Source organism: Cryobacterium arcticum, from assembly GCF_001679725.1.
Taxonomy (GTDB): Bacteria; Actinomycetota; Actinomycetes; order Actinomycetales; family Microbacteriaceae; genus Cryobacterium; species Cryobacterium arcticum_A.
On sequence record NZ_CP016282.1, the window covers coordinates 3,571,428 to 3,595,300 of the forward strand.

General features: G+C 69.9%; 24 protein-coding genes and 1 riboswitch. Of the genes, 19 read left to right on the forward strand and 5 right to left on the reverse strand.

The genetic code is table 11. The annotated features are described in order from the left end of the window. Positions 1–9 precede the first annotated feature (9 nt). From PA27867_RS16185 to PA27867_RS16200, 4 genes are read left to right on the forward strand one after another with little or no spacing between them, the layout of a single operon-like run. Positions 10–951, forward strand: a complete 942-nt coding sequence (locus tag PA27867_RS16185; protein WP_066598077.1) for an ABC transporter permease — start codon at positions 10–12, stop codon at positions 949–951. Continuing rightward, a complete protein-coding gene (locus PA27867_RS16190; protein WP_066598079.1) occupies positions 948–1,931 on the forward strand; it encodes an ABC transporter ATP-binding protein in 984 nt (327 codons plus the stop codon). Before PA27867_RS16185 ends, PA27867_RS16190 begins: the two co-directional genes overlap by 4 nt. Continuing rightward, entirely contained in the window at positions 1,928–3,004 is a 1,077-nt protein-coding gene (locus PA27867_RS16195; RefSeq protein WP_066598082.1) for an ATP-binding cassette domain-containing protein, read from the forward strand. Before PA27867_RS16190 ends, PA27867_RS16195 begins: the two co-directional genes overlap by 4 nt. Next, positions 3,001–4,569, forward strand: coding sequence for a glycoside hydrolase family 32 protein (locus PA27867_RS16200; RefSeq protein WP_066598084.1), 1,569 nt, complete (start codon positions 3,001–3,003; stop codon positions 4,567–4,569). Before PA27867_RS16195 ends, PA27867_RS16200 begins: the two co-directional genes overlap by 4 nt. Positions 4,570–4,680: 111 nt before the next feature. Here the strand turns inward: PA27867_RS16200 and PA27867_RS16205 are convergent, their stop codons facing one another. Beyond that, positions 4,681–5,043: a sterol carrier family protein gene (locus PA27867_RS16205; RefSeq protein ID WP_066598087.1), complete on the reverse strand. Its 363-nt coding sequence runs from the start codon at positions 5,041–5,043 to the stop codon at positions 4,681–4,683. Positions 5,044–5,060: 17 nt separating this feature from the next. Beyond that, positions 5,061–5,264 (reverse strand): hypothetical protein, encoded by a 204-nt coding sequence (locus PA27867_RS16210; RefSeq protein ID WP_066598089.1) that lies wholly within the window; start codon positions 5,262–5,264, stop codon positions 5,061–5,063. Positions 5,265–5,346: 82 nt separating this feature from the next. Between PA27867_RS16210 and purD the strand changes: the two genes are divergently transcribed. The 3 genes from purD to PA27867_RS16225 all read left to right on the forward strand — a co-directional run bounded on the left by purD (position 5,347) and on the right by PA27867_RS16225 (position 8,752). Beyond that, positions 5,347–6,615, forward strand: a complete 1,269-nt coding sequence (purD, locus tag PA27867_RS16215) for a phosphoribosylamine--glycine ligase (protein WP_066598091.1) — start codon at positions 5,347–5,349, stop codon at positions 6,613–6,615. Further along, entirely contained in the window at positions 6,615–7,514 is a 900-nt protein-coding gene (locus PA27867_RS16220; protein ID WP_066598092.1) for a phosphoribosylaminoimidazolesuccinocarboxamide synthase, read from the forward strand. The genes purD and PA27867_RS16220 overlap by 1 nt, the downstream gene beginning before the upstream one ends. Positions 7,515–7,924: 410 nt before the next feature. Continuing rightward, the gene (locus PA27867_RS16225) at positions 7,925–8,752 is read left to right on the forward strand and encodes a VOC family protein (protein ID WP_066598093.1); all 828 of its coding nucleotides are present in this window, start codon (positions 7,925–7,927) and stop codon (positions 8,750–8,752) included. A 10-nt stretch (positions 8,753–8,762) separates the two neighbouring features. Here PA27867_RS16225 and PA27867_RS16230 read toward each other — a convergent pair whose 3' ends face one another. Next, positions 8,763–9,464: a TetR/AcrR family transcriptional regulator gene (locus PA27867_RS16230; protein WP_066598094.1), complete on the reverse strand. Its 702-nt coding sequence runs from the start codon at positions 9,462–9,464 to the stop codon at positions 8,763–8,765. A gap of 185 nt (positions 9,465–9,649) precedes the next feature. On the opposite strand from PA27867_RS16230, the gene kynA reads away from it, so the two are divergent. From kynA to PA27867_RS16260, 6 genes are all read left to right on the forward strand, one after another. Continuing rightward, positions 9,650–10,504: a tryptophan 2,3-dioxygenase gene (kynA, locus tag PA27867_RS16235; protein WP_066598096.1), complete on the forward strand. Its 855-nt coding sequence runs from the start codon at positions 9,650–9,652 to the stop codon at positions 10,502–10,504. Next, the gene (locus tag PA27867_RS16240) at positions 10,501–11,472 is read left to right on the forward strand and encodes an amidohydrolase family protein (protein ID WP_066598097.1); all 972 of its coding nucleotides are present in this window, start codon (positions 10,501–10,503) and stop codon (positions 11,470–11,472) included. Before kynA ends, PA27867_RS16240 begins: the two co-directional genes overlap by 4 nt. Continuing rightward, positions 11,469–12,797: a kynureninase gene (locus PA27867_RS16245; protein WP_066598098.1), complete on the forward strand. Its 1,329-nt coding sequence runs from the start codon at positions 11,469–11,471 to the stop codon at positions 12,795–12,797. The genes PA27867_RS16240 and PA27867_RS16245 overlap by 4 nt, the downstream gene beginning before the upstream one ends. Before the next feature lie 39 nt (positions 12,798–12,836). Further along, positions 12,837–13,106 (forward strand): phosphoribosylformylglycinamidine synthase subunit PurS, encoded by a 270-nt coding sequence (purS, locus tag PA27867_RS16250; protein ID WP_066598101.1) that lies wholly within the window; start codon positions 12,837–12,839, stop codon positions 13,104–13,106. Continuing rightward, positions 13,106–13,804: a phosphoribosylformylglycinamidine synthase subunit PurQ gene (gene purQ / locus PA27867_RS16255; RefSeq protein ID WP_066598103.1), complete on the forward strand. Its 699-nt coding sequence runs from the start codon at positions 13,106–13,108 to the stop codon at positions 13,802–13,804. Before purS ends, purQ begins: the two co-directional genes overlap by 1 nt. 148 nt (positions 13,805–13,952) lie before the next feature. Next, positions 13,953–14,453 carry a hypothetical protein gene (locus PA27867_RS16260; RefSeq protein WP_157109268.1) on the forward strand — a complete coding sequence of 167 codons (501 nt, stop codon included), beginning with the start codon at positions 13,953–13,955 and terminating at the stop codon, positions 14,451–14,453. Between the two features lie 29 nt (positions 14,454–14,482). On the opposite strand, the gene mgrA is transcribed toward PA27867_RS16260, so the two are convergent. Then, positions 14,483–15,508 (reverse strand): L-glyceraldehyde 3-phosphate reductase, encoded by a 1,026-nt coding sequence (gene mgrA / locus PA27867_RS16265; protein WP_066598106.1) that lies wholly within the window; start codon positions 15,506–15,508, stop codon positions 14,483–14,485. A 120-nt stretch (positions 15,509–15,628) separates the two neighbouring features. On the opposite strand from mgrA, the gene PA27867_RS16270 reads away from it, so the two are divergent. From PA27867_RS16270 to PA27867_RS16290, 5 genes are all read left to right on the forward strand, one after another. After that, positions 15,629–16,099, forward strand: a complete 471-nt coding sequence (locus PA27867_RS16270) for a DUF3817 domain-containing protein (RefSeq protein WP_066598108.1) — start codon at positions 15,629–15,631, stop codon at positions 16,097–16,099. A 171-nt stretch (positions 16,100–16,270) separates the two neighbouring features. After that, a riboswitch (TPP riboswitch) is annotated at positions 16,271–16,380 on the forward strand. Positions 16,381–16,413: 33 nt separating this feature from the next. Continuing rightward, positions 16,414–17,058 carry a YkoF family thiamine/hydroxymethylpyrimidine-binding protein gene (locus PA27867_RS16275; RefSeq protein WP_066598110.1) on the forward strand — a complete coding sequence of 215 codons (645 nt, stop codon included), beginning with the start codon at positions 16,414–16,416 and terminating at the stop codon, positions 17,056–17,058. A gap of 161 nt (positions 17,059–17,219) precedes the next feature. Further along, positions 17,220–17,846 (forward strand): ECF transporter S component, encoded by a 627-nt coding sequence (locus tag PA27867_RS16280; RefSeq protein ID WP_066598113.1) that lies wholly within the window; start codon positions 17,220–17,222, stop codon positions 17,844–17,846. A gap of 8 nt (positions 17,847–17,854) precedes the next feature. Next, positions 17,855–19,753, forward strand: coding sequence for an ABC transporter ATP-binding protein (locus PA27867_RS16285; RefSeq protein ID WP_066598115.1), 1,899 nt, complete (start codon positions 17,855–17,857; stop codon positions 19,751–19,753). Then, on the forward strand, positions 19,750–20,553 hold the full coding sequence (locus PA27867_RS16290) for an energy-coupling factor transporter transmembrane component T family protein (RefSeq protein WP_084021242.1): 804 nt from the start codon (positions 19,750–19,752) through the stop codon (positions 20,551–20,553). The genes PA27867_RS16285 and PA27867_RS16290 overlap by 4 nt, the downstream gene beginning before the upstream one ends. 42 nt (positions 20,554–20,595) lie before the next feature. On the opposite strand, the gene PA27867_RS16295 is transcribed toward PA27867_RS16290, so the two are convergent. Continuing rightward, positions 20,596–21,234 (reverse strand): TMEM175 family protein, encoded by a 639-nt coding sequence (locus tag PA27867_RS16295; protein WP_066600187.1) that lies wholly within the window; start codon positions 21,232–21,234, stop codon positions 20,596–20,598. A gap of 271 nt (positions 21,235–21,505) precedes the next feature. Here PA27867_RS16295 and purL point away from each other — a divergent pair, with 271 nt between their 5' ends. Continuing rightward, positions 21,506–23,812, forward strand: a complete 2,307-nt coding sequence (purL, locus tag PA27867_RS16300) for a phosphoribosylformylglycinamidine synthase subunit PurL (RefSeq protein ID WP_066598116.1) — start codon at positions 21,506–21,508, stop codon at positions 23,810–23,812. Positions 23,813–23,873: the final 61 nt, after the last annotated feature.

The window sequence follows — 23,873 nt, forward strand, 5'->3', positions numbered from 1 at the left end:
GAGAACATCATGTCTGTCACCAATCCCTCTGAAACTGTGGCGCTGGCCACAGCAGATGCCCCTTCCGCCGCGCCTGCGTCCAGCCGTCGGCCACGCCGAGGCTTGCTCCGCGGCATCCTGGGCAATCGCAAGGCGGCCTTCGGGGCCGCTGTGCTGCTTCTGTTCGGCGTGGTCGCACTTGCGGCGCCGCTGCTGGCTCCCGGAAACCCGTCGCTCATCACGGCGATCGCCTCGCAGCCCCCGTCGCTGGAGCACCTGTTCGGCACCACCGCCAAGGGCCAGGACGTTCTCGCCCTGACCATGCACGGCGCCCGGACCTCCCTGCTGGTCGGCTTCGTCGTGGGAGCGGCGGCGACCCTGGTCGGGCTCCTTGTGGGCGTGGCCTCGGCCTATTTCGGGCGGGTCATCGACGACCTGCTCTCCCTGGTCACCAACGTCTTCCTGCTGATCCCCGGGTTGCCGCTGCTGGTGATACTCGCGGCATTCCTGCCGCCGGGCATCGGAACCGTCGTCGTGGTGCTGATCATCACCGGCTGGGCCGGTTCGGCCCGGGTGCTGCGCTCACAGGCGCTGTCCATCCGCAGCAAGGACTTCGTCGCCGCCGCCGTCGTGACCGGCGAGCATCCGCTGCGCATCATGTTCCGCGAGATTCTGCCGAACATGGCCTCCATCGTGATGAGCACCTTCCTGGCCTGCGTCATCTTCGGCATCGGCGCCCAGGCGGGCCTCGAGTTCCTCGGGCTCGGCGACGCAAGCGTCGTGAGCTGGGGCACCAACCTGTACTGGGCAAGCAACGACGGAGCGCTGTTCACCGGTGCGTGGTGGGCCTTCGTACCTTCCGGCCTGTGCATCGCGCTGGTGGCATTCGCCCTGGCCATGGTCAACTACGCCGTCGACGAGGTCACGAACCCCCGGCTGCGTACGACGAAGAAAGGACGGACCCGCGCATGAGTACCACCCCGATCCTCGAGGTCACCAACCTGCGAGTGGAGTACCACGGCGACAACCGCCAGGTGGTCGCCGTCAACGACGTGTCGTTCAGCATCGGTGAGGGCGAGATCTTCGGCCTGGCCGGCGAATCCGGCTGCGGCAAGTCCACGGTGGCCAACGCGATCATGCGGCTCCTGAAGGACCCCGCCGAGATCACCGGCGGGCAGATCAGGTTCAAGGGCCGAGACCTTCTGGCCCTGCGCGGAGAAGAACTGCGCCGGTTCCGCTGGAAGGAGATCGCGATGATCTTCCAGAGCGCGATGAACTCGCTCAACCCCGTGATGACCATCGGGAGCCAGATGGTGGACATCTTCACCACCCACGAGGGGCTGTCGGTGAAGCAGGCCCGCAGCCGTTCGGCCGAGTTGCTGCGCCTGGTGAGCATCGATCCGGTGCGGTTGGACTCCTACCCGCATCAGCTCTCCGGCGGCATGCGCCAACGGGCCGTGATCGCTATGGCCCTCGCGCTGGAGCCCTCTCTCCTGATCATGGATGAACCGACGACCGCGCTCGACGTGGTCGTGCAACAGGAGATCATGGCGCAGATCAGCGATCTTCAGCGGCAGCTGGGATTCTCGGTGCTCTTCATCACCCACGACATGTCCCTCATGGTGGAACTGTCCCACCGCATGGCCGTGATGCACAGCGGGCGGCTCGTGGAGATGGCCGCGGCGGAGCTTATGTTCGCCAGTCCCCTGCACCCGTACACGTTGTCGCTGATGAACGCGTTTCCGCCGTTGACCGGTCCGCGCGTTCGCCTGACCGGCCTGTCTGATTCAGTGCGGGCGGGCGATGGCTCCTCGGGGAGCTGTTCCTTCCACGTTTCCTGCCCACCCGACCGGGCCAACTGTTCCGGCGACATCCCCGACCTGCGCGAGGTCGAGCCCGGACGCTTTGTGGCCGAGCACCCGCGCACGAGCATCGAAGGAACCGCAGCATGACGACCGACACCGGCCAGCGCCGACCCAGCACGGCCCCGATCGACGACGTCAGCGTGCGGGTGCGCGGGCTCACGAAGGATTTCCCGCTCGGAGGGCTGTTCTCCAGACGAAACATGCGCGCCGTGGACAACGTCGACTTCGACATCCCCCGCGGCACGATCGTCGCTCTGGTCGGGGAATCCGGCAGCGGTAAGAGCACCGTGGCTCGAGCCCTCGCCCGCCTGGAACGGCCCACGGCCGGGTCGATCGTCGTCGGCGGCCGGGATGTGCTCAAGACCGAGAAGTCGGCGGCCTCCCGCCGGTACCGAGGCACGGTGCAGATGGTTTTCCAGGACCCGTTCGGCTCGCTGAACCCGGCGCACCGGGTGGAGCACTTCCTGGAACGGCCCCTGCGTATCCATGGCAAGGCACGAACCCGCGCCGAGGTGCGCAGCCGATCCGCTGAGTTGATGCGCACGGTCGGACTGACCGAAGACATGCTCGACAGCTACCCGCACGAGCTGTCCGGCGGGCAGCGCCAACGAGTGTCGATTGCCCGAGCGCTCGCCGTCGACCCCGAGATCATCCTCGCCGACGAGCCCACTTCGATGCTCGACGTTTCGGTGCGCATCGGCATCCTCAACCTCATGGCCCGGCTACGTGACGAGCGCGGCATCTCGATGCTGTTCATCACGCACGACCTGGCCTCCGCCCGGTATGTCGCCGACACCACACTCGTGATGTTCGCCGGAGCCCTCGTCGAGGGCGGAGAATCCCTGGAGCTCATGCAGAACCCGTCCCATCCCTACACCCAGTTGTTGTTGTCGGCCGTTCCGGATCCCGGTCGATCCGTGCGCTACGACCCGCGTGAGCGGGCGCGGCTGCGGCAGGCGGTGCTGGCGCCGACCTCATGTCCGTGGCAGGGACCGGACTGCAGTGCCAGCGTGCCGGTGCGGCACACCGTCGGCCCCGATCACTGGGTGCGCTGCCACCTGTACGCGCCGCAGGTCTCCGCCGCAAGCAATCCGCTACTTACCGACCACGACACCGAACTCGACCTCGCACCGGCATCGGCCAGGAAGGCTGACCAGTGAACCCGCTACTCGCGACAGACGAGGACCGCCCCGATTCCCCAGACCAGCCGGATGCCCTCGTGGCGCTCGCGGAGGGCGACCGGCACCGTCCACGGTTCCACTTCGTGTCCCCGGCCGGCTGGCTCAACGACCCGAACGGCCTGAGCCACTGGAACGGCGTGTACCACCTCTTCTACCAGTACAACCCGCTCAAGGCCGTGCACAGTCGCATCCACTGGGGGCACGCGACGAGCCCCGACCTGATCACCTGGACCGACGCCCCTGTGGCCCTGGTGCCGGGGGACGCCGCGAACGCCGCCGATGCCGACGGCTGTTGGTCTGGGGTGCTCGTGGACGACCACGGAGTGCCGACGCTGGTGTATTCGGGCCGCCGTGGTGACCGGGAGCTGCCCTGCGTCGCCGTGGGGTCGATGGATCTGACCGAGTGGGTCGCCGATGCGGCCAACCCGGTGATCTCCGCACCGCCGGCATCGCTGGACCTCACGGCCTTTCGGGATCATTGCGTGTGGCCGCACCCGGGCGGTGGCTGGCGTCAGCTCATCGGCTCCGGCATTAGTGGACAGGGCGGAACCGCACTGCTCTACGCATCCCCGGATTTGCGCAACTGGAGTTACCTCGGCCCGCTGATCGTGGGCGACAGCGGCGACCGGGAGACCACCGCCGACGACTGGACTGGCACCATGTGGGAGTGTGTGGACCTGTTCCGCCTCGAACCCGCGGGCGCCGACGACGAACCAGTCGACCCGGACATTCTCGTGTTCTCCGCGTGGGACGACGGGGTGACCCGGCACACGCTGTACCTGACGGGTCGCTACAGCGGCACCCGTTTTGACCGCACAGCGCTACATCGACTCGACTACGGCGGACGGTACTTCTATGCGCCTCAATCCACCCAGGACGCGCGGGGCCGCCGGGTGATGTTCGGCTGGCTTCAGGAGGGCCGCTCCGACGCGGCGGCCGAGACCGCGGGGTGGTCGGGCGTCATGTCGCTGCCACGACTCGTCACCCGCGCCCCGGACGGCACCCTGCACCAGCAGCCGGTGCCGGAGCTGGAAACTCTGCGCCGAGACCACGTGCGGCTGGGCGGATTCACCCTCACCGGCGGTGAACGCCGCGCGGGCCTGACCAGGGGCGACCAGATCGACATCGTGGCCGAGCTGCAACTGGAGCCGGGGTCCGAGGTCGAACTGATCGTGCGGGCAACCCAGGACGAGGCCGAGCGCACAGTCATCCGGATCACCCGGCCGGGCGATGCGCACGGTGACATCGCACTTGAGCTCATCCGCACGGCGAGCAGCCTTGACCCGACCGTTGACGCGACCCCTCGCAGCGGGCCGATCAAGCACGTCGACGGGCGGATCGACCTGCGGGTGCTCGCGGATCACTCTGCGCTGGAGATCTTCGCCAACGGGCAACCTCTGGCATGCCGCGTCTACCCGACTCGTGAGGACGCGCAGGGCGTCGAGTTCGTCGGCGTCCGAGGCCGGGTGCACGTGCGGGAGGCCGCTTCGTGGCGTATGGCAGACATCTGGCACTCTCCGCGCCGGCTGTGGCCGGCACTCTAAAGATCCCGGCTGAGCCCGTCGACACGACGACACGATCTGGGACCTGAGGGGAATAGCGAGCGCTCCGCCGTGACGTCGGAGCGCTCGTGCCGCCCTCGTGGCCGAGCGGGGCTAGGAGAAGAGCGGCAGCTCGGCGGCGAGGTCGGCGCGCGCTCCGGAGGCGTGGATGCGGCCGGAGGCGATGCCGTCGGCCCAGACCAGGGCGCCGGTGGCCAGCGCCAGCCAGGTGGCGACATCCGTTTCGACCACATTGGGCGGGGTGCCGCGCGTGTGCCGGGGGCCGGCGATGCACTGCACGGCGCCGAACGGCGGCACGCGCACCTCGACGGTGTTGCCCTCGGCCTGTTCGGCGAGCAGCTGCAGGGTGTAGCGCACGGCTAGCGCCTTGGTGTCGCGACTCGCGCCGGCCTCATCGGCCAGGTAGGCCTTCACCGCGGTGCGGCCTAATCCGTCGTCGATCCTCGCGCGTGCCATGACTCCAGTCTGCCGGATCAGGCGGCGGGGGTGTACTCCACGACGGCCAGCAGCTCCGTGCGACCGAAGAACGCGCCGGCCCAGTTGGTGCTGCGGGTGAGGGCGACGATCCGCCCGTCAGCGTAGGGAACAATCGCCTGTTCCAACGCGGCGGCCGCCCGGCCGAGGCCATAACCGGGAACGGACACGGAAACCAGGGCCTGCGTTCGAATGAGAGCCATGGGCGCAGGCTAGCGCACGGCCGCGTGACACCGTGCGGCGGCCGAGGTGCGCGCCACCGTGTGGGCCGGGTAGCCTGATCCGGTGAGAATACTGGTCCTCGGTTCCGGCGCCCGCGAGCACGCCATCGTCACTGCCCTCCTGCGAGAGGAGCCGCGGCCCCACGTGATCGCCGCGCCCGGCAATGCCGGCATCGCCGCGGATGTGCCCGTGGTCGACCTCGACCCCACCGACTCCGACGTGGTGACCAACTTCGCCCAGGAGCACAACATCGACCTCGTCGTGGTGGGCCCCGAGGCTCCCCTGGTGGCCGGCGTCGCCGACGCCCTGCGCACCCGCGGCATCCCGGTCTTCGGCCCGGGCCAGGCCGCGGCCGCCCTCGAAGGCAGCAAGACCTTCGCCAAGCGCATCATGGACGACGCCGGCGTGCCCACCGGCCGTGCCGTGCGGGCCGGCAATCTCGCCGAGGCGCAAGGTGCGCTCGACGAATACGGAGCCCCCTACGTGGTCAAGGCCGACGGCCTGGCCGCCGGCAAGGGCGTGCTCGTGACCACCGACCGCGACGACGCCCTCGCGCACGCCGTGCGTTGGCTGCAGCACGGCGCCGTGCTGATCGAGGAATTCCTCGCCGGCCAGGAGGTCTCGTTGTTCCTCCTCAGCGACGGCCACACGGTACTGCCGCTCTCCCCCGCCCAGGACTACAAGCGCCTCGCCGACAACGACGAGGGCCCCAACACCGGCGGCATGGGCGCCTACTCGCCGCTGCCCTGGCTCGACGCCGGGTTCGGCAGCGAGACCGCGTTCGTGGACGAGGTCATCGAGACCATCGCCCTGCCCACAGTGCGCCAGCTGGCCGGCGAAGACACCCCGTTCATCGGGCTGCTCTACTGCGGGCTGATTCTCACGGAGGCCGGCATCCGCGTGATCGAATTCAACGCCCGGTTCGGCGACCCGGAGACGCAGGTCGTGTTGCCCCGCCTCGTCACGCCGCTCTCGGGGCTGCTGCTGGCCGCCTCGACCGGCGAATTGGCCGGGCTGCCCCGGCCGGAGTTCTCCGCCGACGCCGCCGTGACCGTGGTGATCGCCAGCGAGAACTACCCGGAGACCCCGGTGACCGGCCGCCCCATCACCGGGCTGGCCGACGCCGCCCGGGTACCCGGGGTGACCATCGCGCACGCCGCGACCGAACTCTCGGGTCGCGACCTGCTCGCCACCGGTGGCCGGGTGCTCAGCGTCGTCGCCGTGGGGAGCGACTTCACCGAAGCTCGCGCCCGCGCCTACGAGGCCGTGTCGCTGATCGACCTCGAGGGCTCTCAGCACCGCAGCGACATCGCCGCCAAGGTCGCGAACTGATGGCCGCGCTGCAGCTGGACGGCTGGCAGCACGTGTACTCGGGCAAGGTACGCGACCTCTACGTTCCCGCGGACGACACCGACCTGGCGACCGCCGACCGGGTGCTCGTCGTGGCCAGCGACCGGGTGAGCGCGTTCGACCACGTTCTCGAACCCGGCATTCCGGGCAAGGGCGAGCTGCTCACCACGCTCAGTCTGTGGTGGTTCGACCAGCTCGACGGCGTGCCCAATCACCTCGTGCCCGACCACCGAGTGGATGCGTCGAGCCTCATCCCCGCCGCCGTGGCCGGCCGGGCGATGCTCTGCAAGACCCTGGACATGTACCCGATCGAGTGCGTCGTGCGCGGCTACCTCACCGGTTCGGGGTGGCTCGAGTACGTGGCCAGCCGCACCGTCTGCGGCATCCCGTTGCCGGACGGCCTGCAGAACGGCGACCGGCTGCCCGAACCGATCTACACCCCCGCCTGGAAGGCCCCGATGGGCGAGCACGACGAGAACATCTCGTTCGAACGCACCGTGGATCTCGTGGGAGCCGACGTGGCCGCCGCGCTGCGCGACGCATCTCTGGAGATCTTCAGCCGCGCATCCGCGATCGCGGAGGCAGCCGGCGTGATCCTGGCCGACACCAAGTTCGAATTCGGCGCCGACCGCGCCACCGGGGTGCTCACCCTGGGCGACGAGGTGCTCACGAGCGACTCCAGCCGGTACTGGGATGCCGCCCAGTGGCTTGCCGGCGTCACCCCGGGAGAGCGGATGGCCAGCTTCGACAAGCAGATCGTGCGCGACTGGCTCTCCGCCCACTGGGACCAGACCGGAACCCCGCCCGTGCTGCCCGCCGAGATCGTGGAGCAGACCGCGGCCCGGTACCGCGAGCTGCTCGGTCGGCTCACCGCGGTCTAGGCCCGCCCACCGCGCCCGCAAGATAGGCAAAAGTGAGGTTAAGAGGCACCCTGGCGCGCCTGCGTCCTATAAATCTCACTATGTCCTCATAAACGGATGCCCCACGCCGCGGGACCCACGATCCAGCAGCCACGAAGGCGAACGGGCAGGCACGCGGGCGGGGAGGCTCGAGGGCGCCCAGGCTGGCTGGCCGGCACGGCGCATGCCTTCCTCAACCGGCCGAGCGAACCCGTTTTCGCCCGGGCCACCGGGATGATCGCCGAGTGGGCCCGGCGGGTCTAGGGGCCCGCCGCCCGGCGCGGAGGCCGACAGCGCCGCTGGGCACCGCTCAGGGGAATACCCGGGCGGGCGCATCCGTTGTGGCAGGCGTGACTCGATCATCTGCTGAACTGCTCGCCCCCGACACTGGAATGGGTGCGGTGACCCTGCGGGTGGGCAACCTGGACGCCATGATCGCCTACTACCGCGACGCCGTGACGCTGACTCTGCTCAGCCACGACGGCCCCGTCGCGGTGCTCGGCCGTGGCACGACCCCGATCGTGATCCTGCAGCACGCCCCCGAACTCGCCGCCGCCGAGCCGCGCGCGGCAGGGCTGTTCCACACCGCGATCCTGTTCGACACCCAGGCCCAGCTCGCCGCGGCCGTGTACTCGGTGGGCACCAAGCATCCGGGCACCTTCACCGGCAGCGCCGACCACCTGGTGAGCCAGGCGTTCTACTTCACCGACCCCGAGGGCAACGGCATCGAACTGTACTGGGACCGTGACCGCTCGGAGTGGAGCTGGAAGCACGGCCAGATCGAGATGGCCACCCTGTATGTGGACCCGAACGCGTTCATCACCGAACACCTCACCGAGCAGGGGCTGAGCGACCCGTCGGCCGGCCACGCCGTGGTGGGGCACGTGCACCTGTCGGTGGGCGATGTCGCCACTGCCCGCGAGTTCTACGTGAACCGGCTCGGTTTCGAGTCCACCGCCGAGATGGGCGGCTCTGCCCTGTTCGTCTCCGCCGGCGGCTACCACCACCACATGGCCATGAACACCTGGAACAGCGCCGGCTCAGGCAAGCGTCGCCTGGCGCTGGGCCTCGGCCAGGTGGAGATCGTGTTGCCCACAAGCGACGACCTCGGCCAGCTCGGTGAGCGGATGGCGCACTACGGCGTGCAGACCAGCAACGACGGTCAGGTGCTCGGCTTCGACGACCCCTGGGCCAACCAGATCCGGGTGCGCACCGCCTGAACCGCCGGGGTCAGTCGGCGGAGCGGGAACCGCGTGCCGCGCGTTTGGCCCGCCGGGTGAGCCCGTGCACCGTTGCCTGGAACTCCTTGACGCTCAGGGGACGGCCGGGCAGCTTGGGCCGGGGCTTCTCCGGCATGCGCAGTCCGTCGAGCACGAGGGAGAGCTGCCGGCGCCACTGGCCGGTGTAGCCGCCGCCGAGCGTGCCGAGGGATCCGATCATGGTGACCAGCACGGCCAGGTCCATCGAGTCGACGTCGGGGCGCAGATCGCCGTCCTTCTTCGCCTGCGCCACTAGCGACGCGATGAAACCCTCGAACTCCACCGACGGCCGGGCCGTGGGGTCGATGGTGGCCATCCGCTTGAGAATCGGCGGCAGCGACGGGTCGGCGACGAGCCATTCGGCGAGGCGTTCGGTGTAGAGCACCACGCCAGCCCACGCCGTGGGTGCCGCCTCGATCTCCGCGCGCACGGCAAACAGTTCGGCCAAGGCAATGTCATAGAGCGCCCGCACCAGATCGTCGCGGGTGGGGAAGTTGCGGTAGAGAGTGGCGACACCCACGTCTGCGCGGCGAGCGATCTCTTCCAGCGAGGCGTCAACGCCGTGCTCGGCGATCAGGCTTCGTGCCTCGTCGATCAGGCGTTCGCGGTTCTGCCTGGCGTCGCGGCGCCGCGGTTGGGACGCGTCCTGCGGGGGCCGGGCAGAGGTAGTCATGGGGTTGATTCTAGATCCCCTTCCTCCGAGGCCGCGGAGGGACGCCTCCTCGCCGGTCGACGCGGGCGGGCGGCACGCACGCCCCTGGCGTGTCGGGGCACACCGTGTGTTGCACCGCCGGGTGCCGACCAGACACAATTCAGGAACGGTCCGCGGTGCGACGAGCTCCCGGCAGGAAGGAAACTGTGTCAGTCGAGAACAACACCCGCGACTTCGAGGCGGAGATCGTCACCGATTTCCGGGAGCGGATGAGCTACGGCGGTTACCTCGACCTCGACACCCTGCTGTCGGCGCAGAAGCCAGTGAGCACCCCGGAGCACCATGACGAGCTGCTCTTCATCATCCAGCACCAGACCACCGAGCTCTGGCTCAAGCTCGTGTTGCACGAGCTGCGCGCGGCCGCGGAGAACCTCCGCAACGACAGGTTGCCGCCGGCGCTGAAGGGCATCGCCCGGGTCAAGCACATCCAACGCACCCTCACCGAGCAGTGGTCGGTGCTCGCCACGCTGACCCCCACCGAGTACGCCCAGTTCCGGGACTTCCTCGGCAGCTCCTCGGGATTCCAGTCGTACCAGTACCGCGCGGTGGAGTTTGTGCTCGGCAACAAGCATCCGCGCATGCTCGAGCTGTTCGCCGCGGATGCCGAGGCCCACGCTCTGCTCACCGAGGTGTACGAGGCGCCGAGCATCTACGACGAGTTCCTGCGCTACCTGCACCGCCAGGGCTTCGACGTGCCGGCCACAGTACTCGACCGCGACGTCACCGAGGCCTGGGTGCTGCACCCCGACCTGGTGCATACCTTCCGTGGAATATACGAGAACCACACCGACAACTGGAACGTCTACGAGGCCTGCGAGGAACTCGTCGACCTCGAGGACAACTTCCAGCTCTGGCGGTTCCGGCACCTCAAGACCGTGCAGCGCATCATCGGCATGAAGCCAGGCACCGGCGGATCGAGCGGGGCGGCTTTCCTGCAGAAGGCGCTCGAACTCACCTTCTTCCCCGAGCTGTTCGCCGTGCGCACCGAGGTGGGCCGGTGACGGTTCTCCCCGGGTTCCTCGACGCCCACGTGCACCTGGCGCTGATCGACCCGGCCGGGCTGACCGCCGGCGGAATCTCCAGGGTGCTCGACCTGGGCGGCTGGACGCCCCGATTGGCCACCGACGCCGGCCCCGCTGCCGACGCCGGGCCCGAGGCGCGCTTTGCCGGGCAGTTCCTCGGCGCCCCCGGCGGATACCCGAGCCGACAGGCCTGGGCCCCCGCGGGCAGCGCCTGCCCGGTCGCCGCCCCGGCCGACGCCGCCGCGGCCGTGGCCCGGCAGGCCGCCGCCGGCGCATCCGTGATCAAGGTCACCCTCAACTCCGCCGCCGGGCCCGTGCTCGCCGCCGATACCCTGGCGGCGATCGTGGCCGCCGCGCACGAACGGATGCTGCCCGTCGCCGCCCACACCGAGGGCGCCGGCCAGGCATCCGCCGCGTTCGACGCCGGGGTCGACCTGCTCGCGCACACGCCGTTCAGCGAGGCCCTGCCGGAGAAGTTGCTCACCGCCATGGCCGGGCGGATGACGTGGATCAGCACCCTGGACATCCACGGCTGGGGACACCCGACCAGGGCGTTCGCGGTGGCGAGCGACAACCTGGCCCGGTTCCACGCCGCGGGTGGCCGGGTGCTCTACGGCACCGACCTGGGCAACGGCCCGCTGCCGGTGGGGCTGAACCGGCGCGAGATCGAGGCGCTGCTGGCCTGCGGCCTCACCCCCGACGAGGTGCTCGCCGCGCTCACGGCCGACTTCCCGAGCCGCACCCCGGTTCACCGCGCCGCCGGGCCGGACGCAGCCGGGCACCGGGTTACCGTTATACCCGGCGACCGCCCCACCGACCCGCACGACCTGGCCGGATTCACCGACTGGCTGCTCGGCGCTCGCTCACAGCCCGCTCGCTCAGTGCCCGCCCCCGCAGTGCCCACCCGCTCGCTCACCCGGCCCGACCTCGAGGACCTCGAATCATGACCCAGCACGACAGCAGCGTGACCGAGGGCCTCGACGCCCACCTCGCCTTCGCCCGCCGGATGGACCGCATCGACGGCCTCGGCCACTACCGCCGCCGGTTCGTAGGGCTCGAGGACAGATCGGCCGGCGTAGCCGGCGCATCCACCCCGGCGAACCCGGTGGCCTACCTCGACGGCAACTCCCTCGGCCGCCCCACCATCGCCAGCGTGGAGCGCATCACCGAGTTCCTCACCGGCGCCTGGGGCACCCGGCTGATCCGCGGCTGGGACGACGAGTGGATGCAGCTGCCCCTCACCATCGGCGACGCCCTCGGCCGGGCCGCTCTCGGCGCGGCCCCCGGCCAGGTGTACATCGGCGACTCCACCACCGTCACGCTGTACAAGCTCGCCCGCGCGGCCGTGGACTCGTTGCCGGCCCGCAGCGAGATCGTGCTCGACACCGACAACTTCCCGACCGACCGCTACGTGCTGGCCGGCATCGCCGCCGAACGCGGCCTCACCCTGCGCTGGATCGAGTCGAGCACCACCGGCGGCGTCACCGTGGACCAGGTGCGCGCCGTCGTGGGCCCGCAGACCGCGCTCGTGGTGCTCAGCCATGTGGCCTACCGCTCCGGGTTCCTCGCCGACGTGCCCGCGATCACCGCCGCCGTGCACGAGGCCGGCGCGCTCGTGCTCTGGGACCTCTGCCACTCGGCCGGCTCCGTTCCAGTGAATCTCGATCTCGACGGCGTCGACTTGGCCGTGGGCTGCAGCTACAAGTACCTCAACGGCGGCCCGGGAGCTCCCGCGTACGGCTACGTGCGCGCCGAGCTGCAACCCGATCTGTCCCAGCCGATCCAGGGCTGGATGGGCGCCGCCGACGTGTTCGCGATGGGCCCGGAGTACGTGCCGGCCGAGGGCATCCGTCGCTTCATGAGCGGCACCCCGGCGATCGTGGGCATGCTGGCCATGCAGGACACCATCGCCATGATCGACGAGGTGGGCATCGACCAGGTTCGGGCCAAGTCGGTTGCGCTGACCGAGTTCGCGCTCGAACTGGTGGATGCCTGGCTGGTGCCGCTCGGCGTCACCGTGGCCTCCCCGCGCGAGTACACCCACCGCGGCGGCCACCTCACCGTGGACCACCCGGCGATGCGCCAGGTCACCCGGATCCTCTGGGAGCACGACGTGATCCCCGACTTCCGTGCGCCGGCGGGCCTGCGAATCGGGCTGTCGCCGCTGAGCACCAGCTTCGTGGAGACCTACGAGGGCGTCGCGGCCGTGCGCGACGTGCTGCGCGGCATCCTGCTCGGCCAGGCCGGACTCGCCCCGGCTGCGGGCCTGTAGAATCGACGCATCCGCCCCCGACGTCTTACGGAGTGAGCCATGCCAACCATCGTCGTAGAAGTTATGCCCAAGGCAGAACTGCTCGATCCCCAGGGCAAGGCCGTCGCCGGCGCCCTCCGCCGCCTCGGAAAGACCGAGTTCACCGGCGTGCGCGTCGGCAAGCGATTCGAACTCACCGTGGAGGGCCCCGCGGACGCCGCGCTGCTCGCCGAGGTGCAGGAACTCGCCGACACTGTGCTCTCCAACTCAGTGATCGAGGACGTGACCGACGTCTACGTTCTCGAGGTCGCCGCCGGAGAAACGCACTGATGCGCATCGGCGTCGTCACCTTCCCGGGCTCGCTCGACGACCGCGACGCCCAGCGCGCCATCCGCCTGGCCGGCGCAGAGCCCGTTGCCCTCTGGCACGGCGAGCACGACCTGCACGGCGTGGACGCCATCGTGCTGCCCGGCGGCTTCAGCTACGGCGACTACCTGCGCTGCGGCGCCATCGCCAGCCTCTCGCCGATCATGGCCGAGGTCATCGACGCCGCCAACAAGGGGATGCCCGTGCTCGGCATCTGCAACGGCTTCCAGATGCTCACCGAAGCGCACCTGCTCGAGGGCGGGCTCATCCGCAACGAGGCCGGCGCCTTCATCTGCCGCGACCAGCGCCTGCGCATCGAGAACAACTCGACGGACTGGACGAACGGTTTCACCGACAAGCAGGAGATCACCATCCCGCTGAAGAACGGCGAGGGCGGCTTCATCGCCTCCGCCGACACCCTGGCCCGCCTCGAGGGCGAGGGCCGCGTCATCGCCCGCTACCTCGACGTGAACCCGAACGGCTCGCTCAACGACATCGCCGGCGTCACCAACGCACGCGGCAACGTCGTGGGCCTGATGCCGCACCCCGAGCACGCCGTAGAGCCCGGCTTCGGCCCCGACACCGCGCTAGCGATGCGCAGCGGCGTCGACGGCCTCGCGTTCTTCACCTCGGTGATCGAGCGCGCGCTGGTCAACGCGTAGGTTTCCGCGCCTCTGTTTGACATGAATTGCCCCGGTGCGCCGGGGCAATTCGTGCGTTAAAAGACGACTCGACGGTTCGTGCGGCCCGAGGCGACCACGTCACGAGAGACTGAACACCATGACACGCAACCGACACTGGCCCGGGGCCGTGGCCACCGCAGTTCTGACCATGCTGCTGACCGGGTGCGCCGCCGCCGACCAAGAAGATTCGATGACTCCCTACGAGGCGCAAGACACACTCGTCGTGCTGTTCGACCGCATTCAGACCGAGGTCGGCGGCGACTGGGAGAACCAAGACGACCCCAGTCCGATGTCGTGTGACGTGCGCGGCGGAGGCGACGGCGACGGCGACGGCGACGGCGACGGCGTGCAGTTCACCGCGACCAGGATGTCGGTATATCCCCGCACTATGGACGAAGCCAAGGCGGCGACGGCCGCCGTCACCGCGCTACTCACCGACGAAGGCTACGAGATCCTCGAATCCGGGCTGTTCGGCGAAGAAGGGTATGACCTCACAATGACAAACAACAAGGGCAGCAACATCAACTTCGGTGGCAACGACGTGGCAATGGGCCTCAACGGCGGCAGCGACTGCCGTCCCGGGGACTTTGACCAGATTCTCGACGAGCTTCGGAGCCAGGAGAAGTAACGGCACACTGTCCGTCGGGCTTGCCGGAACTAGACGGCGCTGGACGGCTCCCAGAGGTTGATGCCCAGGTCCACGGCGTGTGCGTCGATCGCGGTGACCTCCTCGTCGGTGAAGACGAGATTGTCGATCGCGGCGACGTTCGTCTCCAACTGCGTGACCGAGGACGCGCCGACGAGCGCCGATGTGACGGTGCCCCGCCGAAGCACCCACGAAAGCGCGAGCTGCGCGAGCGACTGGCCGCGCGCATCCGCGATCTCGGTCAGGGCACGGATGCGCCCCACCGTCGCGTCGTTGACCATGTCACGGCTCATCGACCCGGCCTGCGAGGCGCGGGAGCCCTCGGGCACCCCATTGAGGTAGCGGTCGGTGAGCAGCCCCTGGGCCAGCGGGGAGAACGCGATGCAGCCCACGCCGAGGTCGTCGAGGGTGTCGAGCAGGCCGCCCTCCACCCAGCGGTTGAACATCGAGTACGAGGGCTGGTGGATCAGCAGCGGCGTGCCCATCTCGGCCAGAATTTCGGCGGCCTGCCGGGTGCGTTCGGGTGAGTAGGAGGAGATGCCGGCGTACAGCGCCCGGCCGCTCGTGACGGCCGTGTGCAGCGCGCCCATGGTCTCCTCGAGCGGGGTCTCCGGGTCGGCCCGGTGGGAGTAGAAGATGTCGACATAGTCCAGACCCATCCGATTCAGCGACGCATCGAGGCTGGAGAGCAGGTACTTGCGCGAGCCGAAGTCGCCGTACGGTCCGGGCCACATGTCGTAGCCGGCCTTGGTGGAGATGACAGTCTCGTCGCGGTGGGCGGAGAAGTCCTCGGCGAAGATGCGGCCGAAGTTCGTCTCGGCGCTGCCGTAGGGCGGGCCGTAGTTGTTGGCGAGGTCGAAGTGGGTGACCCCGAGGTCGAAGGCCCGCCGCAGGATCGCGCGTTGCGTCTCCACCGGGGCGCCATCGCCGAAGTTCTGCCACAGGCCCAGCGAGATCGCGGGCAGTTTGAGGCCGCTGCGCCCGGTGCGGCGGTACGGCATGGACTCGTAACGGGTGTCTGCGGGAAGGTACGTCATGACCTCATGCTGGCACAATGGCCTGTCGAGGTTCCATCCTTCGACGGATGCTCCGCTCAGGCGGGCCTGACAGGCTGGACTCTGACCTGCCCGCCGATCACGCTTCCAGGAGTCCTCCCCGTGTCACCCCGCCTGTTCTACCGCATCCTGTCCATCGCCGAGGCGATCACCTGGACGATCCTGATCACCGCGATGCTGCTCAAGTACGTGTTCGCGCCGGGCGACTTCGGGGACGGCGCGGTGCGGGTGGGCGGCTTCGTGCACGGGCTGGTGTTCCTGGCCTATGGGATCACCGCGGTGCTCGTGGGCGTCAACCAGCACTGGCGGCCCCGGCTGATGCTCCTCGCCGTGTCCACCGCCGTGGTGCCCTACGCCACGATCCCGTTCGACCGCTGGCTCGAGCGCCGCAACCTGCTCGACGGCCCCTGGCGCCGGGAGGCCACGGACGACCCCCGCGACCACACCGTGGTGAGCCGGCTGCTCCGCGTCGGGCTGGCCCGACCGCTGCTGCTGGCATCCGTTCTGGTGGTCGGCCTGGTCGCCGTCTTCACGACCCTGCTCGTGATGGGCCCGCCAGGCGGCGGCGCCTGACCTAGTCGCCGACACCGCGGCCAGCGCTCGACGCGGGCCCGTGTTCGTCGAGCGCGGGTCACGCGCCGCTCCGCGGGTGGCGTGCCACGAGCGCGGCGGCGCGTGACCCGCGCATCACGCCTGACCTGGGGCGTCACGCTGGACGCGCGAACGTCGCGACCGTGTATGGTCGGTGCTGTACACGGGAGTCCGGTAAGCCGGGCTGAGAGGAAGCTTCCTAAGCTTCGACCGTTGAACCTGATCTGGATCATGCCAGCGCAGGGAGAACGCACTCAACACCATCCCGTGCCCTGTTCACCGACAGAAGGCGCGACATGACACATCCCACCCCCACCCTGCCCGACCCGGCGCCGATGGCATTCACGCCGCTCGAATTCGGCGTGGGCGCCCGCATCACGCTCGCCGTGATGAGCGACCGCTACGCCGACATCATCCTGGACGCCATCCGGAGCACCGACACCGCCGGCCTCACCGTGGACACCGGTGTCGTGAGCACCTTCGTCGGCGGCGCCGAGGCCGACATCCTGCGCTACCTCACCGACCTCATCGGCGCGGCCGCGCAGAGCGGTCATCATGTGACTGCCACCGTGCACTTCTCCCGCGGATGCCCCGGCGAGGTCGTCTGCGCCCTGCCCGGCGGTGCCGGGCCGCTGCGCAGCGAGATCCCCGCGGCGACTCCCGTGGGCATCATCGCCGCGGGCGAGTGGGCGCTGTACCCGCTCGACGACGGCGGGCGCCCCGGAGTGCAGCCCGACCATATGCGCGACATCTACGCCGCCATCGACTTCGCCAAGGCGAATGGCAGCTTCGTCGCGTCCGAGCACTTCGTGACGCGACTCCAGGGCGACCTTGCCACCGTGCTGCAGACGGCCGCGGCCGGCTGGATCCTCGTGGGGCAGAGCGTGCAGCACGTCACCAGCCACCTCACGCTGTCGATCAACAGCCCCTCCGCGCACTGATCTGATCTGATCTGATCTGATCTGACCCGTCCGCTCCGGCGATGGTTGCATCGGCCCGCCGAGGCGACCGAGTGAATCGCCGCGTCTGAGCGGCGCGTTCGACCTCCACTCCCCAGGCCGTCTCCGGCCACCCCACTTCTCCCCTGTCAAAGGACATCACCATGCCTGCTGCACCCTCCTCCACCGCCGCCTCTCCCGCATCCGCCACCCGCCCCATCCACCGTTTCACCCTCAAGGACCTCGTGCTCATCGTCGTGCTCGGGGTGGTCTTCGGCTTCCTCTACTGGGCACTCGTGCAGGCGTGGACCGGGCTGTCGATCCTGCTCGGGCCGGCCGGCGACCTCGCCCAGCACGTGCTGCTGGGCGGCTGGCTGCTCGTGGCGCCCATCGCCGTGGCCATCGTGCGCACCCGGTTCGCCGGGGTGATCGCCGAGATCCTGGCCTCCGTCATCGAGGTCGTGTTCCTCGGCTCCGCCGTCGGACCGATCCTGTTCGTTGCCGCGGCGATCCAAGGTGCCGGCAGCGAGCTGCCGTTCGCGCTGCGCCGGTACTCGTCCTTCGGCTGGGGCAGCTACGCGCTGTCCGGCCTGCTCGGTTCGGGATTCGTGTTCATCTTCTCCGCCTTCCGGTCCGGCTGGTTCGGCCAGGACCTGTTCTTCCTCCGCTTGGGCATCCAGCTGGCCTCCGGCGTCATCCTGGGCGGGCTGCTGGCGAAGGTGATCGTGGACGCGCTGGCCAAGACGGGCGTGGTCGACAACTACGCCATCGGCCGCGCGCTGAACAGCTAGGCCGGGGCATGTCCGACATCGCGGAGCCCGCCGTCACGGCTCCCGCCGTCGCTGTGCCGGCCAGCGCCGTGCCGGCCGTCGAATTCCGGGACGTCACCGTCACGTTTCCCCGGCAGGACCGTGCCGTGCTGCACGGCGCCAGCTTCACGATCGCCGCCGGCGAGCGCGTGGTGCTGTTCGGCCCGTCCGGGGCCGGCAAGTCCACCCTGCTGGCCACGATCAGCGGGGTGGTGCCGCACTCGGTGATCGCCCAGGTCGCCGGATCGGTCACCGTGGCCGGCCGGGACACCCTGGTCACCGAGGTGGTGGACCTCTCCCGCCACCTCGGCGTGCTGCCGCAGGATCCGGACTCGGCCGTGTGCCTGCCCGGGGTGGAGCAGGAGCTCGCCTTCGTTCTGGAGAACCGGGCCGTGCCGCCGTCGCAGATCTCCGACCGCATCGACGCCGTCCTCGCCGTGGTGGGTGCCGGTCGGCTGCGCGAGCGGCAGACCGGCACGCTGTCGGGCGGGGAGAGCCAGCGGGTGGCGCTCGCGGCGGCGCTGATCGGCGGCCCGGAGATTCTGGTGCTCGACGAGCCGACGTCGATGCTGGATGCCGACGGGCTGCGGCAGGTGCGCGACGCTGTCGACGCCGCGGCCCGGCCCGGCACCGTCGCGGTGCTGCTGGTGGAACACCGACTCGACGAGTACGCGGGCAGCCGGGGCGCCGCCGGGCTGCCGGAGCGGTGCATCGTGCTCGGCGCCGACGGAGCGATCACGCACGACGGGCCCACCGCATCCGTGCTGCCGGCGGCGGCTCTGGACCTGCACCGGGCCGGCTGCTGGCTGCCCGGTGACATCGAACTGCAGGCCGCGCTCGGCCTCTCCGGCGGGCTCACAGCGCCGGACGTGCAACGGGCGCTGTTGGCGTTGGCGGGCGAGGGGTGCGGTGCGCCTGAGGTGTTCGGCCCCGTCGTGCTGGCCGGCCGGGACCTCGCGGTGAGCCGGGATGCGGCGCCGCGAGCGGTGCGGCGCCGGCCGTGGCCGTTCCGCCGGGTCGCGCACAACGCGGACGACGGACAGGCCACCCGCGGCGGACAGACGACACCCGACGGGCAGAGCATACGCGCCGGGCAGGCCGCACACGACGACCAGACCGACAGCGGCGGGCTTCCCGCCCGCGCCGGGCAAACCGAGGGTCGGCGGGTGCTGCTCAGCGGCGTCAACCTCGAGCTGCGCGCGGGCGAGATCGTGGCCGTGCTCGGTCGTAACGGCGCCGGCAAGTCCTCGCTGCTACTCACCCTGGCAGGCCTGCTCGCACCGGCCGGAGGCACCGTGACCGGTGCGCGGCCTGGCCTGGTCTTCCAGAATCCGGAGCACCAGTTCCTGGGCAACACTGTGCGGGAGGAGATCGCCGTGGGGCTGCCGGTTGCCTCCGCGCGGGTGGACCGGGTGCTCACCGAGCACGGGCTCGGCCCGCTCGCCGACCGGAACCCGTACCGGCTCTCCGGCGGCCAGAAACGCAAGGTCAGCCTCGCGGCGATGCTCGTTCACGAACGACCCAGCCTGCTCGCCGACGAGCCGACGCTCGGCCTCGACCGTCGGTCGACCATCGCCACGATCGCGGCCTTCCGCCGGGCCGCGCGGGCCGGGCGCGGCATCCTGCTGTGCAGCCACGACCTGCGCACCGTCGCGACCCTCGCCGACCGGGTCCTCGTCGTGGCGGACGGCCGGATCGTCGCGGACGGTTCGGTCGTCGAGGTGCTGCGCCAGGGCGACCTGCTCGCGCGGGCCGGGATCACCGTGTCGCCGCTCCTTCGCTGGCTCGTCACCCGGCTGGACTCCGTCGCACAGGTGCGGCGGGTGCTCGACGCCCTCGACGCGACGGTGGATGCGGGTGCGCACGTGCCCACTGTGGAGGCTCAGTGAATGCGTCGAGCGCCCTCGGCGCGGTGACTCCCTCACCGCTGGCCCGGCGAAACCCCACGGTAAAGCTGGCGATCCTCTTCATCGTCTCGCTGGCACTGCTCTTCGTATTCGACCCGGTCACACCCGGCCTGCTCTACCTCCTCGGCCTCGCGGCAGTGCTCGGCTTTGCTCGGATCCCGCTGCGCACCCTCGCTCTGGCCCACCTGCCGTTCGTCGGCTTCGCCCTGGGTATCCTCGTCGTCAATGCCCTGAGCCGTCCCGGCGAGGTCCTGGTCGATCTGCCACCGATCCGGGTCACGGTGGCGGGGCTGCTGGTGGGATCGGCGCTGGCCCTGCGCACGATGGCCATCGGCATCCTGTCGATCGGATTCATCGGCACGACCGACCCTGTGTCCTTGATGACCAGCCTGCACCAGCACGCCCGGCTGAGCGCCCGGGTGACCTTCGCGGTGTTGGCCGGCTACCGGATGCTGCAACAGCTACCCCGGGAATGGCAGGTCATCCGCCAGGCGCAGTCGGTGCGGGCGCCCCTTCGCTCCGACGGTGCAACCCGGTTCGGCATCCGCGAATTCGGGCGCGCGGCGTTCACCCTTCTCGTGGTGTCCCTGCGGCGCGGCGAACGGATGTCGCAGTCCTTGGAGTCCCGCGGGCTCGGCCTGGGCGCCCGCACGGTGTGGCGGCCGGTGCCGCTCGGCCCGGCCGACTGGCTGCTGCTCGCCGGCACGCTGGGCGTTTTGGCGCTCGTGATCGTCGGGGTCAGCAGGCTGGGTTTGGGCCTCGGCCCGGGCATGCTGCTGTGACCAGCGACCGGCGGCAGCGCGAGCGCGGGGGTGAAGCGGGTCTCAGCCTGACGGTGACGGCGACGGCGCCCACCGGGCGGCGGCGATGGTGAGCGGCAGGGCGAGGATCCAGCTGTACAGAGCCCAGTCAGCCGAGCCGAGCACGGCCACCGGGATCGACGCGGTGAAGACCACGACCGTGACGAGCATCAGCCGCAACACGTAGAAGAACAGCGGCCGATCCACGGCGGCGTCCAGCAGCCCCGACGCCCGGGCGGCCAGCCAGATCAGGCACTGCACCCCGCTGATGGCGGCGACCGTGGCCGCGTACAGCACCACGGCCGGCGTCTGGGCGTATTCACTGAGCACCGAGGTGGGAAACGGCAGGAACGCTACGAGCAGGAGCAGCAGCAGATTCAGTTGCACGAGCCGCCGGTCGTATCCCGTGATGAGCCGGAATTTGCGATGGTGACCGGCCCAGTTCAGGGCGATCACGACGAAGCTCAGCGCGTAGGCGAAGTATTCCGGCGCCAGGTTGGCCAGGGCGCGTCCGAGGTCTGCCGCGGTGGTGTCGGGCAGCCGGATGTCGAGCACGAGCAGTGTCATCGCAATTGCGAACACGGCGTCGCTGAAGAACTCCAGCCGCTCGGTGGAGCGCCCCGTGTCGAGCAGCCGCCGGTACCGCGCCCGTGCCGATTCCATGCCGACACCGTACCCCTCGGGCACACACCCTCCGGTCGCGCCCGGTACGCGGGCGGGGCGCCGGTGCGCGGGCGGGGCGCCGGTGCGCGGGTGGCGCGCCACGCGCGCACCGGCGCGGGACCCGCGCGGGGCATCCGCTGGCCATGGTGAGCGACGAGTGGGCGTTCGGCGAGGGCGACTCAACCGGGGCGCCGAGATCGCCGCCGTGGGGCGGATGCGCCGGGTAGACTTGCCCGGTCAAGCATCCGCTATCTCTGGGAGAACGCCACTCGTGACCGCTGTTTCCAACACATCCTCCCGCGGCGTCGCTGACACCGTGACCAATGCGATCAACACTCCCGAGAAGGAGCAGCCGTACGCTGCCCTCGGGTTGACGCCCGGCGAATACGCCGAGATCCGCACCATCCTGGGCCGCCGCCCCACCTCGGGTGAGCTCGCCATGTACTCGGTGATGTGGAGCGAGCACTGCTCCTACAAGAGCTCGAAGAAGTACCTGCGCCAGTTCGGCGACAAGGTCTCCCCCGCCATGAAGAAGAACCTGATGGTGGGCATGGGCGAGAACGCCGGCGTGCTCGACGTGGGCGAGGGCTGGGCCGTCACCTTCAAGATCGAATCGCACAACCACCCCTCTTACATCGAGCCGTTCCAGGGCGCCGCGACCGGCGTCGGCGGCATCGTGCGCGACATCATCTCGATGGGCGCCCGCCCGGTCGCCGTGATGGATGCCCTCCGCTTCGGCGACATCAACGACCCCGACACCGCCCGTGTTGTGCACGGCGTGGTCTCCGGCATCAGCTTCTACGGCAACTGCCTCGGCCTGCCCAACATCGGCGGTGAGACCTGGTTCGACTCCGTCTACCAGGGCAACCCGCTGGTGAATGCGCTCTCCGTTGGCGTGCTGCGCCACGAGGACCTGCACCTGGCCAACGCCTCGGGCGCGGGCAACAAGGTGGTGCTCTTCGGAGCCCGCACCGGCGGCGACGGCATCGGCGGCGCATCCATTCTGGCCTCGGACACCTTCAGCGAGGGCGGCCCCACCAAGCGCCCCGCCGTGCAGGTGGGCGACCCGTTCGCCGAGAAGGTGCTCATCGAGTGCTGCCTCGAGCTGTACCGCGAAAAGCTCGTCGAGGGCATCCAGGACCTGGGCGCCGCGGGTATCTCCTGCGCCACCAGCGAGCTGGCCTCCAACGGCGACGGCGGCATGTACATCCAGCTGGAGAAGGTGCTGCTGCGCGACCCGTCGCTCACCGCCGAAGAGATCCTGATGAGCGAGAGCCAGGAACGCATGATGGCCGTCGTCACGCCGGAGAAGCTCGCCGGCTTCCTCGCCGTGGTGGAGAAGTGGGACGTGGAGACCAGCGTGCTCGGCGAGGTCACCGACTCCGGACGCCTGATCATCGACTTCCACGGTGAAGAGATCGTCAACGTCGACCCGCGCACCGTCGCCGTCGACGGCCCGGTCTACGACCGCCCGGTGGCCTACCCCACCTGGATCGACGCGCTGCAGGCCGACACCGCCTCGGCCCTGCCCCGGGCGACGGATGCCGCCACCCTGCAGGAGCAGTTCCTCGCGCTGCTCGGCTCGCCCAACCTGGCCGACCCGAGCTGGATCACCGACCAGTACGACCGCTACGTGATGGGCAACACCGCCCTCTCCTTCCCGGACGACGCCGGCATGATCCGCATCGACGAGGAGTCGGGCCTCGGCTTCGTCATCTCCACCGACGCCAACGGCCGCTACTGCCAGCTCGACCCGTACCGCGGCGCCCAGCTGGCCCTGGCCGAGGCGTACCGCAACGTGGCCGTCACCGGCGCCGTGCCGGTGGGCATCAGCGACTGCCTCAACTTCGGCTCCCCCGAGAACCCCGAGGTCATGTGGCAGTTCTCCCAGGCCGTTGAGGGCCTGGCGGATGGCTGCCTCGAGCTGGAGATCCCGGTCACCGGCGGCAACGTGTCGTTCTACAACCAGACCGGCGACCAGCCGATCCACCCCACCCCGGTCGTGGCCGTGCTCGGCGTGATCGACGACGTCGCCCGCCGCGTGCCCAGCGGCTGGCAGGACGACGGACACAACATCTACCTGCTCGGCATCACCCGCGAAGAGCTCGACGGCTCCGCGTGGAGCGCCGTGGTGCACGACCACCTCGGTGGCGTACCGCCCATCGTCGACCTCGGCCGCGAAGCCGACCTCGCCGGTCTGCTGCACGCCGCGTCGATCGAGGCTTTGATCGACAGCGCGCACGACCTCTCCACCGGCGGCCTCGCGCAGGCCCTCGCCGAGGCCGTGCTCCGCTTCGGTGTTGGCGCGCGGGTCTGGCTCGGCGACATCCTCGAGCGCGACGGCATCGACGCATCCGTGGCCCTGTTCTCGGAGTCGACCGGCCGCGTGCTGGTCTCCGTGCCGCGTGAGGACGACGTCAAGTTCCTCGGCCTCTGCGAAGGTCGCGACTACCCGGTGTTGCGCATCGGCGTGACGGATGCGACCGCTCCGGTCCTGGAGATCCAGGACTACTTCACGGTGCCGCTGACCGAACTGCAGTCGCGTCACCGCAGCACGCTGCCGAACGCGTTCGCGTAACGCCTTCGGTCCTGAGTTGCCGCGAAATGCCCCTTCCCGTTGCGGGAAGGGGCATTTTTCG

Bases quoted from the DNA above. Each gene is read 5' to 3' on its own strand.
- PA27867_RS16185 (WP_066598077.1), top strand. From the start codon at position 10: ATGTCTGTCACCAATCCCTCTGAAACTGTGGCGCTGGCCACAGCAGAT.
- PA27867_RS16190 (WP_066598079.1), top strand. From the start codon at position 948: ATGAGTACCACCCCGATCCTCGAGGTCACCAACCTGCGAGTGGAGTAC.
- PA27867_RS16195 (WP_066598082.1), top strand. From the start codon at position 1,928: ATGACGACCGACACCGGCCAGCGCCGACCCAGCACGGCCCCGATCGAC.
- PA27867_RS16205 (WP_066598087.1), bottom strand. From the start codon at position 5,043: ATGGCACGCGCGAGGATCGACGACGGATTAGGCCGCACCGCGGTGAAG.
- PA27867_RS16210 (WP_066598089.1), bottom strand. From the start codon at position 5,264: ATGGCTCTCATTCGAACGCAGGCCCTGGTTTCCGTGTCCGTTCCCGGT.
- PA27867_RS16220 (WP_066598092.1), top strand. From the start codon at position 6,615: ATGGCCGCGCTGCAGCTGGACGGCTGGCAGCACGTGTACTCGGGCAAG.
- PA27867_RS16225 (WP_066598093.1), top strand. From the start codon at position 7,925: ATGGGTGCGGTGACCCTGCGGGTGGGCAACCTGGACGCCATGATCGCC.
- PA27867_RS16230 (WP_066598094.1), bottom strand. From the start codon at position 9,464: ATGACTACCTCTGCCCGGCCCCCGCAGGACGCGTCCCAACCGCGGCGC.
- PA27867_RS16245 (WP_066598098.1), top strand. From the start codon at position 11,469: ATGACCCAGCACGACAGCAGCGTGACCGAGGGCCTCGACGCCCACCTC.
- purS (WP_066598101.1), top strand. From the start codon at position 12,837: ATGCCAACCATCGTCGTAGAAGTTATGCCCAAGGCAGAACTGCTCGAT.
- purQ (WP_066598103.1), top strand. From the start codon at position 13,106: ATGCGCATCGGCGTCGTCACCTTCCCGGGCTCGCTCGACGACCGCGAC.
- mgrA (WP_066598106.1), bottom strand. From the start codon at position 15,508: ATGACGTACCTTCCCGCAGACACCCGTTACGAGTCCATGCCGTACCGC.
- PA27867_RS16275 (WP_066598110.1), top strand. From the start codon at position 16,414: ATGACACATCCCACCCCCACCCTGCCCGACCCGGCGCCGATGGCATTC.
- PA27867_RS16280 (WP_066598113.1), top strand. From the start codon at position 17,220: ATGCCTGCTGCACCCTCCTCCACCGCCGCCTCTCCCGCATCCGCCACC.
- PA27867_RS16285 (WP_066598115.1), top strand. From the start codon at position 17,855: ATGTCCGACATCGCGGAGCCCGCCGTCACGGCTCCCGCCGTCGCTGTG.
- PA27867_RS16295 (WP_066600187.1), bottom strand. From the start codon at position 21,234: ATGGAATCGGCACGGGCGCGGTACCGGCGGCTGCTCGACACGGGGCGC.